This window comes from Acidovorax sp. GW821-FHT09B03, from assembly GCF_059418305.1.
The window spans coordinates 274,288-287,443 of sequence record NZ_JBWKPP010000001.1 but is presented as its reverse complement, the minus strand read 5'-3'; the positions used below and the strand labels follow the sequence as shown (position 1 = coordinate 287,443).

Below are 13,156 nucleotides of genomic sequence, written 5' to 3'. Positions count from 1 at the left end.
GCTTTGTCGTGTTTGCACGCCGCGGCCACCTGGCTTCAGGCAAGGCAGCGCACCGTGGATCATCATCGGCTGAGGTTGTAACGCGGGCGCACGGGCGCCGTCAACCTGTGCTACCAGGGCATCTTCTTTTCCCAGTCCGCATCGAAACCCGTGCAGGCGTTCGCGATGGCCAGGTAGTCGGCATAGGCTTCCGCCAGAAGCACCGGGGGCACGCTGGCCAGGGGCAGCGTGCTCTCGCTCCAGCTGCGCGAGCGGCTGTCCTCGAAGGACAGGGTTTTCAAGGCCGCGGCCACGTTCTCCTCGGGCAGGGTGTTGCCCGAGAACTCGATGGACACGCGCACGCCCACGCTGGAGAAGTCCTTGGTGTATTCGTAGAAGAAGCCGCCGTCCTCGGCCTGCGCGCGCTGGTAGCCGAGCTTGGTGAAGGCGCCGCGCAGGGTGAAGCTGTCGCTGACCCAGCCCTGGCGGTCCCGGATCTCCGTGACGGCCAGGCCCTTGTCGTCGGTGAAGGCCAGGGTGGGCGACTGGCGCGACATCTGCGGGAACAGGGGGGCGAGCTTGTAGTCCTTGAAGTGCTTCGTCCACGCGCTGGCCGTGGCCGCATCGACCAGCGAGGCATGGGCCAGGCGCACCTGGGCGCCGTCGCCGAGCTCCACCTCGTCGTCCTCGGTGTTGATCAGGCTGCCGTCCTCGGTGGGGCGAAAGCTCTGCAGTGCGGCGCCTTCGGCGTCCACCTCCAGCCACACCAGGCGCTGCACCAGCCGGCCGGCCACGGGGTGGCGGTGCAGGTACTCGCGCCATTCGGCCACGGGCCACTGGCGGCCGGTGCACATGGCTTCGAACAGGCGCGCGGTCTGCAGGTCGATGACCTGCTTGAGCTCCTTCTTGCTCGTGGAGAGCAGCGCCTTGGTCTCCTTGGTCTGGGCCGGGTCGTCGTTCTGGCGCGGCTCGGGCAGGGTCTTGATGGCCTTGCCCTCCGGGTTGCGCAGCTCGGGCTTCATGGCCGCGTCGAGCACCATGGTGAAGATGCGCTCGCCATAGGGCAGCGCCAGCGTGCCGCTGTCGTCCAGGCCGGCCGTGGGGATGGTGCGGTCGGCCAGCTGGTCCTGGGTCCAGCCGTTGCGGTCGGCGATCTCCTGCACCAGGGCGCGGGCCTTGGTCTGCACCGAGGCCGTGCGGTAGCGGCGCGACAGGCCCAGCATCAGCTGGATCACCACCGGGTCGTTGCCTGGCGCCACGCCTTCGAGCATGGCCTCGATCTGCGAGCGGCGCTGGTAGTGGTCGCGCATGTACTGCTGCAGCAAGGTCACGATCTCGTGGCCCGGCGCAAAGGCGGCCAGCGCGAGGATGCCCTTCTCGCCGATGGCGCTGCCCAGGTATTCGGACATCTTCTCGCGCTTGCACTCCTCGAACACCTGGTCCTCGGACTTGGCGTAGTCGGCCTCGTAGTACTGGCGGTACTCGGGCTTGGCGTTCTGCCAGCCCTTCTGGTAGGACTGGTAGCGCTGCGGCGCATGGGCCTGGGCGTAGGCAATGCCCTCCTCCAGCGGCGGGTGGCGCGTGTCGTGCGCGATGAACTGGCGCAGCACACTGCTGCCCAGGGCCTGGCGGCTGGCGGCATCGAGCAGGCCCATGTAGCGCGTGAGCAGGGCGTTGCCGCCGGGCTCCTTGAGCTTGCAGGCCAGCACCACCCACCAGCGCAGGATCTCGGGCTCCACGGCCGTGCTGCCGGCCCAGCGCGCCGCCGGCAGCGTATCCAGCGCGAACCAGGCCAGGCCTGCGGGGGGCTTGGCCTTCAGGCCCTTCTTCGCCTCGGCCAGCAGGATGGCGGGCGCCAGGCGCGGCGAGATGTCCTCGCCCAGGCCTTCGAGCGCCGTGAGGAAGGCGGCGCGCACCGTCTCGCGGCTTTCCTTTTCGAGCGCCTTGGTGAGGGCGGGCACGGCGTCGGCATACTTCAGCTCGGCCAGCCAGTTGGCGGCCTCGATGCGCACCTCGCTCTTGGTGTGGGTGAGCGACTCCACCACCTGGCGGCCGATGCCCGGCAGCGTGGACAAGGCTTTTTGCGCCATGGGGCGGTGGGTCTTGCCCTCGCCCAGGGCCAGCTCCATCACGCGCGGCAGCCAGCGCGCAGGAATGGTCGGAAAGGTGGCCAGCGTGCGCAAGGCCGGCCCGAGCTCCAGCGTGCTCGCATAGCGGTCGCCGGTGTTCTGCTGCGCCGCCAGGCCCAGGGCCTGGTCGAGGAACTCGGGGTGTTCGGCGAAGAACGGCCACACGCGCTCGGGTGGCAGCAGGTCGGTGGCACTGGGCGTGTTCCAGTAGTCGAACAGGGCCGTGCGGGCCACTTCGATCAGCGGGGTTCCCGAGCGCTGCAGCAGGTCGCCCAGGGCGCGCAGGTCGACGCTGCCGTGTGGCTGGCCGCCCAGCCATTTGTGGAAGCCGTCGTCGAACCAGAAGCTGCGGCTGTAGCGCGACACGCCCAGCCAGCGGACCAGGTGCGAGGGGCCGAAGGACGGCAGCGCAAACAGGCGGTTGCCATGCGTCACGACCTGGGCCACCTCGCTGTTGCGCAGCTTCTCCATCTGCTTCTTCTCGAGCTGGCCGTTGAGCAGGGCCAGTGCCTGGCGCACGTCGTCCTCGGTCAGCTTGGCCAGGTTGGCGTAGCTCTTCTGGCGCCAGGTGTACTTGTGCTTCTGGGTCTTGTTTTCCTCGGCCTCTTCCTCGGCGGCGCGGCGCGCGCGCTCGATCACCTCGGTGCGGTTGGCCAGCAGCAGGGCCAGCGCATCCTCGCCCAGCGGGCTGTCGGCGAACGGGGTCCAGGGCGGGGGCTCGGGCAGGTCCTGCTCCTGGGCCCCGCCAGCGGCGTCGATGCGGTTGAGCGCCGCGCGGATGGCCTGCTGCACGGGCTTGCTGGCCTCGCTGGCAAGCGCGGCCTCGAGCAGGTCGCGCGTAGCCTCGGCGGGCAGGCGTGCCAGCAGTTCGGCCGCCTGGGTGCGCTGGCTGGTATCGCCATCGCTGAGCAGCGCGGCCAGCAGGCGCAGTCGCTCGGCCTCGTCGATCCCCTTGAGGTGGGGAACGGCCTCGGCGCGCACGGTCTTGCTGCCATCGGCCGCCAGGGCCACCAGCAGCGGTGCGAAGCCCGCGCGCAGCGCCTTGTCGGGCCCGATGCGCGAAGCCAGCTGTACGCGGCCGGAGGCCGAGAGTTGCTGCAGCAGGGCCTGCACGGCCTCGGGGCGCGCCAGCATGTACGCGGCCAGGGCCGGTGCCTTGACCAGGCCGTCCAGCCGGTCCTGGTAGTAGCTGTCCAGGCCCTTGCGCTCGAACACCAGCTGCAGTGCCAGGGTCTCGTCCAGGCCCTCCTCGGCCAGCAACTGCGCGATGAGGTCGACCGTCCAGGCCGCACGGTCCTTGCCCAGCTCGTGCTTGCTGCTGTTGCCGTCCTTGAAGCTGGCGTGCACCGCATCGTTGACCAGGTACTGCAGCCAGTCGGGCACGGGCGCGCCGGGGTGTTCCAGCGACTTGCCGGCATCGGCCGCGGCCAGCAGCTTGCCCAGGCGCACCAGCATGGCCAGCGGCGGCTTGTCTGCCGGGATGCTGGCGTAGAACCCGGAACGGCCGGCCAGGCTCTTCTTGCCCGCGGCCTCCAGGGGTTTGTCGTTGTACAGGTTGAAGCCCCAGCGCAGCCGGCCGGGCGCGCCGAGCAACTGGCCCGGCTCGAGGGCATGGGGGGCCTGCAGCTCCAGCAGCACGGCTTCGTGGGTGCCTTGGGTCACAAAGGCCAGGGCCTTGTCTGCCAGGCCCGGCGCCGCCTTGTCCAGCGGCTCCATGGCCTGGCGCAGCAGGTTGTTCTGCGCGGTGTTCAGTCCGTTGCCATCATTGTCCGAGCGGCCCGTCACCACCCCCACGATCTTGTCCAGCAGTCCCATGCACGATCCCCTGTGGTCTGAATAGAGCCCCGCATTTTGTCAGCGCGCCATGGCGCCACCGTGGCGCCAGGCCGCGCCCGCGTGCAATTTGCCCGCTTTCAAGGTAATGGCTTGTAACACCGCGCGGGGGCACGGCCAGGCCATCAAGTCGCTACGCAGCGATAGATGGCAGCCCGTCGAGTTCCACCGTGCGCTGGCACAGCTGCTGCAGGCGCAGCGCGCCCGCGGGCTGCGGTGCGTTCAGGTGGTGTCGCAGGGCCGATGCCACGGTGTGCAGGCCTACCGAGGCGATGCCCGGCAACGCGGCACCAAGGCGCTCCGATTGGGTCCCGGTGAGCGGCATGCGCCCGGTGGCGGCCTGGGTCTCCAGCACGTCGAGCACGGGGCCCAGCAGGCGCTGGGCGCGCGTGGGCTGGGTGGCCGCCGGCGTGGCCTGCTCCTTGCGCCACTGCACCAGGCGCAGGATGCGCTGGGCCAGCGGCGTGGGGCGCGCGGCCTCGTTGGCATAGTCGAGCGACACGGCATGCACCTGGCCCCTGGCATCGCTGCTGAGCAGCGACAGCGGCACCAGCAGCGTGCTGGTACCGGTGCGCTCCATGCGCACCAGCACGGCGTGCACCGGGGCGCCGCGCGCGGCCAGCCGGTCGAGGTTGTCCACGCGCAGCATGCTGGCATCACCCACGGGCACGGTCAGGTGCAGCCACAGGCCGTCGGCGTCCTGCACCGGCCAGAGCAGCTGCTGGTGCGCCTCGTCGAGGATGGGTGCGCGCGTGGCGGTGGGGCGCAGCAGCACCAGCTCGGCGCCGTCGCCCGAGAGGCCGGTGGCCGCGCTGAGCTGTGCCGCGAGCTCGGCCCAGCGGCCGCAGCCCAGCGTGGCCAGGCGCGCATCGCCCACGGGCCAGGGTGCCAGGGCCTGCGCCCGCGCCGTGCCGGCCAGGGCCAGCCGGTCGTCGTCGGCCAGGCGCGGCTGCTCCAGCCGCAGCGGGGCCTGGCACAGGGACTGCGCGGCGCCCACGCCGGGCCACACGGCATGGATGTTCCAGGCGCTGTGGCGCGTGAAGCCCGTGTCGTTGCCATCGGGGCGCGCCAGCACGGCCTGCAGCAGACGCTGGCCGGCCAGGTCCCAGAAGGCCAGGGTCAGGCCGCGCGCGCCGCCCAGGGTCTGCCACCAATGGGCGCCCAGGGGCAGCAGTTCCAGGGCCGTGGTCTCGTCGAATGCGCGGCGCAGCCGGCCGCGCAGGGCGGCAGTGCGTTCTGCCGCCTCCGGGCCTTCAGCGGGGGCACGCAGGGCATCGCACAGCGCCTGGATGCTGGACATCAGCGCCAGCGCGTCGCGCTCCTGCATGCGGTGGTCGCGCCGCACCAGGCCGTCCACCATGCCGCCCAGGTTGCGCAGCAGCGCGGCCAGGCGGGGCAGGCCCTCGCCGCGCGCCGACATGTTGAGCGCCAGCAGCCGTGCCGAGGCCTGCTCGCTCACGTGCGACAGGCCGCCGGTGAGCAGCTCGTGCAGCATGGCCTCCACCTGGGCGAGAAAGGCGCGTTCGCGCTCGCCCAGTGCGGCCGTGGGCTGCTCTGCCGCCGCGGCGGGCGCCATGCCCTCGGGCCACGCCAGCGGCTCGCCGAGCGCCTCGCGCAGGGCCGCCAGCGCGATCAGGTGCACGGCCTTGCGCTCGCGCGCCGGCACTTCGGACACCATGCCCTCGTAGCCCGCGCCTGCCACGTAGCGGCAGGTGGCGTTCAGCGCCGGCAGCTCCATCACCAGCGTGCCGCCCTGCACGCGCCATTCGATGCCGCAGGGCAGCGCCTGCACGGCGCGGCGCACGGCGGCCACGCCGGCCTGCTTGAACAGGGCCGGGGCCTGCAGGGCTTTCACTTCAGCCAGCGGGTCGGCCGTGGTTGCCGGGCCTGGTTCTGCCGGGGCATCGGGCGCTTGCGTTGCCGCCGGCGCGGCGGTGCCGGCAACGGGCTCCAGCGCGCGCAGCCACAGCGCCGCGCCCAGGATGTGCTTGCAGATCCCCGGCGCCGGGCAGTCGCACCGCGCCTTCTGCGGGCCCCGGGCGTCGAGCTGCACGCGCTGGCCATCAGCCTCGACCACGCCGCCCTCGGTGCCCTGCTCTGCCCATTGCACCTTGCCCGCCTCCACGTCCTTGGCGGCGCGGCGCAGCAGCCCTGCGTTGGCCAGGGCCGTGAGGGTGTCGTCGTCGTAGGCGCGGTAGCCATCGAACCAGGCGGCCATCGTCACTCCATGACCTCGGCGAGCCACTGGGCGAAGTGGGTGGGCGTGAGCGCCGCCACATGCATGCCCTTGTTGGCCAGGCGCTGGGCCATCTGGCGGTCGTAGACCGGGTTGGCGCCCTCGTCGAGCGCGGCCAGGCCGAGCAGCTTCACGCGCGCCTCGGCCATGCGCGCCACGGCCGACAGCAGCGGGCCGGGGGCGGCGCCCTCCTCGAAGTCGCTGATCAGCGTGAACACCGTGCGCTGCGGGTTGGCTATCAGCGACTCGCAGTAGTGCACGGCGCGGCCGATGTCGGTGCCGCCGCCCAGCTGCACCGTGAGCAGCACCTCCACCGGGTCGTGCGCCAGGTGCGTGAGGTCGACCACGGCGGTGTCGAACACCACGAGCTTCACGCGCACGGCGGGCAGCGAGCTCATGATGCCGGCGATCACGGCGCTGTAGATCACCGAATCCATCATCGAGCCGCTCTGGTCCACGCACAGCACCACGTCCCAGGGCAGGTTGCGCTTGACGCGGGCGTTGAACAGCGGGCGCTGGATGACCAGTTGGCGGCGCTCGGCGCTGTAGTTCTTGAGGTTGGCGGCAATGGTGGCGCGCGCATCGAAGTTCTGCGCATTCTTGATCAGCGAGCGGCGCTGGCGGTTGCGCCGGCCCACCAGGGCGTTGACGAAGTCGTTCTTCAGCCGGCGGGTGATCTCGTCCACCGTCTTCTGGATCACCTCGCGCACGGCGTCGCGCATGCTGCCCGACAGGCGCCCGCGCATGCCCAGCAGCGCCTTGGCCAGGCCCGGCGTGGGGTCCATGGAGCGCAGCACGGCCGGGTCCTTGAGCAGGTCGGTGAGCTGGTAGCGGTCGATCGCCTGGGTCTGCATGCGCTCGAAGACCTCCTGCGGGAACAGCGTGCGCGAGCGGTTGAGCCAGTCGATGGCGCGCAGCTGGCTCGGGTCGAGCGAACCGGCACCGCCCAGGCCGCCCGGGGGCCGTGCCAGGCCGCGGCCATCGTACTCACGGCCGTAGAGGTATTCGAGGGCCTGGTCGAGCTTCCAGTCGCCCGCATCGAACTGCGCATGCGACAGTGGCTGCGCGGCATAGCGGCCCAGGATCAGGCGCCAGCGGCGCAGGGCCTCGTCGGGGCGGGTGTCGTCGAACTCGGGGCTTGGCATGGGCAGCGAAAGCTTACCACCCGTGCCAGTACGCATCACTGCGCGAACCGGGCGGCGGTCGCGCGGAACATCGCATTGCGTTCATCCAGCGCCTGCTGCGTGGCCGGCACCATGATGGGCGCACCGTGGTTGGCGAAGGCCTGGCACTGTTCCACGTAGGGGCGCAGGCGCGCTTCGTGCGCGGCGGCCGTGGCCTGCATGTCGCCGCCATGCTCGGTCCACGCCGTGGCCAGGCTCTCGGCGGACACCATGGCCAGCGTGGTGCCCATGCCCGACAGCAGCGCCGCGCAGTGGCCTGCGTCACCGATGACCGCGACATGGCCGTGAATCCAGGCCGGCATGTGGGTCTGGCTCACCGAGTCGAAGTAGAAGCCCCGGGCCGCCGGGTCGGCGAAGGCGGCGCGGATGGCGGGCACCTGCCAGGCATCGACGCGCGCCAGGAACTGGTCGAGCAATCGGCGATGCGCCGCCGGGTCGCGGTAGTCGTAGTCGATCACGGGACTGGCGGCGAGCACCATGGCCTGCGGGCCATCGCCCGCGTCGCGCACGGCGACCGTGAGGCCGGGCACGTTGAGCATGGCGCGCTGCCAGTCCCGGCCGGCGGGCAGGTCGACCAGTGCGACGTAGTGGCCGAAGTGCCGCACATAGTCCTTCTCGGGCCCGAAGGCGAGCCGGCGCACGCTGGAGTGCAGGCCGTCGGCACCGACCACCAGGTCGTAGCGTTTCTGCCGGCCGTCCGCGAAACTGATGTCCACGCCCTGCGCACTGTCGGCGAGCGAGGCGATGGAGGCCTGGAAGCGGAACTCCACCTCGGGCGGAACGGCGTCCCGCAGGATGCGGTTGAGCCGGTCGCGCGTGATCTCGATGTCCTCATCGGTCTCGTTGGCGAACCAGCGCAGGTCCAGCGTCGCCACCTGCGCGCCTGTGCCGTCGAGCACGGGCGAGGGTTCCAGCAGGCGCACCTTCTCGCGCTCGATCTGCGCGAGCAGGCCCATGCGCTGCGCGCTTGCGAGCGCGCGCCCGCGCACGTCGATGGGTGCGCCACCGGGCCTGAGGCCCTCGGAGCGCTCGACCACGGTGACCCGGTGGCCGTGGTGTGCGAACCACCAGGCGGCCGACAGGCCTGCCATGCTGGCACCGGAAATGAGAACGTCCATGGGGAAACTCCTCTGGGATGGCAAGGCTCAGGCCTTGAAGGTCCGGGCCATCTGCACCACGGCCTGCTTGTCGAAGGCGTTGATGTCGTCGATCAGCTCGTTGGTGAACAGGCGGTTCGGGTCGCCCAGCTCCTCGGCGAGCCTGGGGTTCTTGCTGCCCTCGGCGGCCATCTCGATGTTGGCCTTCCATTCGGCCAGCGTCGATGCGCCCATGCGCTGGTCCGGGTCGTCGGGCCGGCGCATCCAGCTGTTCTTGCGGTCCTTGAGGATGAAGCCCAGCTCCTTGCGCGCCTCGTCCTCGCTGCGGCCCTTGGGCCGGCTTTCAGGGTAGACCGCCCAGTGGGCGTCGATGGCGGCGTCGAGGTTCGCGTTGGAAAAAAGAGTCGACTTGGCGACGCACTGGAACAGCGCGACCAGCGCCTTGCGCTCTTCCTTGAGCAGCTTGCGCGGCACGCACAGCCAGCCCGAGCCCACCTGCGCGAACTTCGGCGTGAGCGGCACATAGCGCAGTTTCGTGCCCACCAGCTCGATGCGGGCGGCGGCCGTGTCGAAGGCCACCATCGCGTCCACCCGGTCGTTGTCGATCGCGGCGCCGGCCGGTGCGCCGTCGCCGATGGCGATGTACTCGCATCGGTCGTCCTTGAGGCCGAGCTCGGCCAGCAGGGTCCGGGTGACGACGATACCGGTGTCGCCCTGGCTGCGCACGCCGATGCGCTTGCCCGCCAGGTCGGCTGCCGACCGGATCGGGCTGCCGGGCTTGACCACGATCACGTTGCTGTTGCGCGGCAGCCATTTGTAGACGCTCACCAGGTCGAGCGACGGGTCTTTGGCCATTGCCGGCAGCAGGATGCCCGGCACCGCCGGCCCGAAGTCCACATGCCCGGCGCGCAGGCTCTGCAGCGCCTGCGTCATGCTCGACATGTTGACGTATTCCACGTCCACGCCGCTCGGCTTGTAGAAGTTGAGCCGGGGGTGCTGGCCCGCGGTGCAGAAGCACTGCTGCGGGTCGTTCACCGCCGCGGTGTTGGCCACCTTCATCATGCGCACACTCTGCGCCAGCGCCGGCAGGCCGGCAGCGAAGCCCAGGGCACCGAGGCCCAGGCCGAAATCACGTCGCGTCACCATGGTGTTCACTCCTTGACAAAGAATGGGGGGAATCGGGTCTGCTCAGGCGTTCACCGCACGCTGGGAGGTATCGGCGGGCATCCAATGGAGCACGCGGCCCTCCAGGCGGCGCAAGAGGCCGGTCAGCACGATGCCGATCACCGACAGCACCACGCACACCGCGAAGCTGCCGCCGCTGTCGGCCTGGGCCTCCATCTGCAGGATGAGCACGCCGAGGCCGGCCTGTGCGCCGACGAACTCGCCGACCACCGCGCCGACCACGCTGAAGGCCGCGGCCATGTTCAGCCCCGCGAAGATGTAGGGCATGGCACTCGGGAACTTGGCCTTGCGAAAGATCTGCCAGGGCGTTGCCGAGAGTGAGCGCAGCAGGTCGATGCGGTCCGGGTCCACCGCCTTGAAGCCGGCGATGCTGGTGACCAGCACCGGGAAGAAGGTGAGCAGGCAGATGATCACCACCTTGGAGCTGATGCCGAAGCCCAGCCAGACCACGATGATGGGCGCGATGGCCACCTTGGGCACGCTCTGCAGCGCGGCGACGTAGGGCTCCAGCAGCGCTTCGACCCGCGGCATCTGCGATACCGCGATGCCGATGGCCAGGCCCACGCCGCTGCCGATCACGAAGCCCAGCAGGATCTCGGTCACCGTCACCCCGCCGTGGTACCAGAAGCCGTCCTTGGCCAGCGGGTGGGTCGCCAGGCCGCGCCACAGGGCGACGGCGATGTCGCTGACCGGCGGCACCAGGTGCCGGGGCACCTTGAAGAGCCGCACGGCGGCCTCCCACGAACCCAGCAGCGTGACGAGCAGCAGCACGGATTGCACCCGCGCCGAGGCCAGGGGGTGGCGGCGACGCCGCGGGTTCGCCGGCACGGCAGGCGGTGCCGGGTCCCTTGGCGCGGCGATGGAATCGGTCTTGTCGAGCATGGCGGTGGTCATGGGGAGCCTCTTTTTGTTTGTGTCAGTCGAACGAAGCGGCGTGGGAGAAGCGTTCGCGGATCGATGCCGAAGCGGCCGCGAAGGCCGGGTGCGACATCACCTCCATGGCCCGCGGGCGCGGCAGGTCGATGGGCAGCACGCGTTCCAGCGTGCCGGGGCGCGGCGACATCACGAAGACCTTGTCACCGAGGAACACCGCCTCGGGGATCGAGTGGGTGATCAGCACCACGGTCTTGCCGCTTTCCATCCAGATGCGCTGCAGCTCCACGTTCATGCGCTCGCGCGTCATGGCGTCCAGGGCGCCGAAGGGCTCGTCCATCAAGAGGAACTTCGGGTCGTGCAGCAGCGCCCGGGCGATCGATGCGCGCTGCTGCATGCCGCCGCTCAGCTGGCGCGGCAGCTTGTGCTCGAAGCCATCGAGCCGCACCATGTGCAGCAGCTCCATGGCGCGCTCGCGCGCCTGTTTCATCGGCAGGCCGATCACCTCGGCAGGCAGCATCACGTTCTCGAGAATGGTGCGCCAGGGCAGCAGGATCGAGCCCTGGAACACCACGCCCACATCGCGCCGCGTGCCGCGGATCGGCTGGCCGTCGAGCAGCACGCGGCCGGTGCTGTAGTCGAGCAGGCCCGCGAGGATGCGCAGCAGCGTGCTCTTGCCGCAGCCGCTCGGCCCGACGATGGTCACGAAGCTGCCTTCCTCGATGCAGAAATCGATGTCCTTGAGCGCGAGCACGCCCGCATCGCCATCGCCGAAGTGCTTGGACAGCCCTTCGAAGCGGATGTAGTCGGCCCGCCCGCGCGGGCGCTCTGCGGTGATCGTGGTCATGGATTGGCTCCTTCGGGTTTCAGGAAACGGACGATGTGGTGCGCGAGCACCTCGGGCGCCTGCACGGCAGCGACATGGCCAATGGCCGGCAGCAGCACGGCGTCGGCACCGCGGATGCGGCCGGCCATCGCCAGGGTCACGCTGGGCGGCACCACCCGGTCGAGCTCGCCGGCCAGCACCAGCGTGGGGGCGACGATGTCGGCCACGCCCTGCGCCAGCAGGGTCTGCACCGTGGCCATGCGCCGGGCAGAGCGCTCCGACGCCGGCCGCGCGGTGGCGAACACGCGCCGCAGCTCGGGCCGCTGCGCCAGGAAGTCCCCGGGGAAGAACCAGGTGGCCAGTTCCTCGGCGGTGGCCGGCAGGCCGCGCCGCAGCGCGTCCAGGCGCTGGGCGTCCGGGCACAGCTCTTCATAGGGCCTGGGCAGCGGCCAGGTGCTGCCCAGCACCAGGCGGTCGACCGAGCGCGGGTGCAGCAGCGCCAGCGCCTGGGCCACCCGGCCGCCGAAGGAAGAGCCGAACACATGCGCGCGCTTGAAGCCCAGGGCCTTGATGAGCTGCTGCGCATCGTTCGCCAGGTCGGTGAGCGTCGACGCGTGTTCCGGTCCTTCGGTCTGGCCGCAGTCGCGCTGGTCGTAGGCGATCACGGTGAAGTGCCGTGCCAGCAGCGGCACCAGCGCCGCGAACATCTGGCGCGAGGCTTCGGCGCCGTGCATCAGCAGCAGCGGCGGGCCTTCGCCTTCGCGGTCGAAGGCGGTGCGCACCTCGCCGGTGCCGAGGACGTGCGTCGCCGTCATGCCGCAGCCCCTGCGTTTTCCTGGTCCATCCAGAAGGTCATCTCGATCTTCAGGCCGCGCGGGTCCTTGAAGAACAGCTGGTGGATCGCCCAGCCGGGGATCGGCGCTTCCTCGAAGGCAATGCCCTGGCTGTGCAGGTGTTCGCGCACCTCGGCCAGGCCGTGCGAGCGGAACGAGATATGGTCCACATGGCCCGTGGCAGGCTGCGCTGGCGCGTCCGGCGTCGACAGGTGGGCGTAGAGGTGCACGATGGGCTGCCCTTGGGCATACAGCCAGGCACCGGGTGCCGGGATGTCCGGCCGCGCGCCCACCGTGAGGCGCATCACGCGCACGTAGAAGTCCACCAGCAGCGGCAGCTCCTCGGGCGCACAGCGGATGGTGAAGTGGTGCAAGGCGGTCACAGGCATGGCGGATTCCTTCTTTTTTCAATCAGGCTGCCGAAGGCAGGGCGGCGGCAGCGCCCGTGAAGCGGTAGGCGAGCCCGGGAATGGCCGGCACCCAGCGCGCGGCGGCCAGCGCCAGCAGCCGCAGGCCTAGCAGCTCCTGCGGCTGCCAGCGGGCGCGGGTGCCGAAGACGTTGAAGGTGGCGTAGCAGACCCGGCCCTGCAGCAGCGGCACGTTGACCACGCTGCACAGGCCGTAGGCGCGCATCTGCCCGAAGTCGTCGAAGTGCTGCGCCAGCACCTGCTCGCCTTCGCCGACGAACACCCGGCCCTGCACGAACAGGCAATCGGTCCAGGGGGTCATCGTCTTGCGCTTGGCGCCGTTGATGGGAAAGCTCGTCGCTTCGGAGGAATAGAAGCGGCGCAGCAGGACCTGGTCGGCGCCGTCGCCGGCGGTGGTCACGTTCTGCTGGATGCTGAAGATGCTGCCGGGGGCGATCTCCAGGCGGCGGCGGTTGATCTGCTGCAGGGCCTCGCCGGTGTTGGCGGCATCGGCCAGCGCGTCCAGAAACCCGGCGCTGAGGGGATGGGTCATCGGCGTGTCGTGATTCGAGTG

General features: G+C 70.5%; 10 protein-coding genes. All 10 read right to left on the bottom strand.

Annotated elements, in window-relative coordinates:
- Window positions 1-110: 110 nt before the first annotated feature.
- The 10 genes from AC07PA_RS01315 to AC07PA_RS01270 all read right to left on the bottom strand — a co-directional run bounded on the left by AC07PA_RS01315 (window position 111) and on the right by AC07PA_RS01270 (window position 13,135).
- Complete coding sequence (locus AC07PA_RS01315) at window positions 111-3,923, bottom strand: DUF4132 domain-containing protein (RefSeq protein ID WP_494603781.1); 3,813 nt, start codon at window positions 3,921-3,923, stop codon at window positions 111-113.
- A 151-nt stretch (window positions 3,924-4,074) separates the two neighbouring features.
- Window positions 4,075-6,159, bottom strand: a complete 2,085-nt coding sequence (locus tag AC07PA_RS01310; protein ID WP_494603783.1) for a YehQ family protein — start codon at window positions 6,157-6,159, stop codon at window positions 4,075-4,077.
- 2 nt (window positions 6,160-6,161) lie between these two features.
- Complete coding sequence (locus AC07PA_RS01305) at window positions 6,162-7,322, bottom strand: VWA domain-containing protein (protein ID WP_494603785.1); 1,161 nt, start codon at window positions 7,320-7,322, stop codon at window positions 6,162-6,164.
- A 35-nt stretch (window positions 7,323-7,357) separates the two neighbouring features.
- Window positions 7,358-8,479, bottom strand: coding sequence for an FAD-dependent monooxygenase (locus tag AC07PA_RS01300; RefSeq protein WP_494603787.1), 1,122 nt, complete (start codon window positions 8,477-8,479; stop codon window positions 7,358-7,360).
- Window positions 8,480-8,506: 27 nt separating this feature from the next.
- Window positions 8,507-9,604 (bottom strand): ABC transporter substrate-binding protein, encoded by a 1,098-nt coding sequence (locus AC07PA_RS01295; protein ID WP_494603789.1) that lies wholly within the window; start codon window positions 9,602-9,604, stop codon window positions 8,507-8,509.
- Window positions 9,605-9,646: 42 nt separating this feature from the next.
- A complete protein-coding gene (locus tag AC07PA_RS01290; protein WP_494603791.1) occupies window positions 9,647-10,537 on the bottom strand; it encodes an ABC transporter permease in 891 nt (296 codons plus the stop codon).
- 22 nt (window positions 10,538-10,559) lie between these two features.
- Entirely contained in the window at window positions 10,560-11,363 is an 804-nt protein-coding gene (locus AC07PA_RS01285) for an ABC transporter ATP-binding protein (protein ID WP_494603793.1), read from the bottom strand.
- Window positions 11,360-12,157, bottom strand: coding sequence for an alpha/beta fold hydrolase (locus AC07PA_RS01280; protein ID WP_494603795.1), 798 nt, complete (start codon window positions 12,155-12,157; stop codon window positions 11,360-11,362). The genes AC07PA_RS01285 and AC07PA_RS01280 overlap by 4 nt, the downstream gene beginning before the upstream one ends.
- The gene (locus tag AC07PA_RS01275; RefSeq protein ID WP_494603797.1) at window positions 12,154-12,564 is read right to left on the bottom strand and encodes a VOC family protein; all 411 of its coding nucleotides are present in this window, start codon (window positions 12,562-12,564) and stop codon (window positions 12,154-12,156) included. Before AC07PA_RS01275 ends, AC07PA_RS01280 begins: the two co-directional genes overlap by 4 nt.
- 22 nt (window positions 12,565-12,586) lie before the next feature.
- On the bottom strand, window positions 12,587-13,135 hold the full coding sequence (locus tag AC07PA_RS01270) for a GAF domain-containing protein (RefSeq protein ID WP_494603799.1): 549 nt from the start codon (window positions 13,133-13,135) through the stop codon (window positions 12,587-12,589).
- Window positions 13,136-13,156 lie beyond the last annotated feature (21 nt).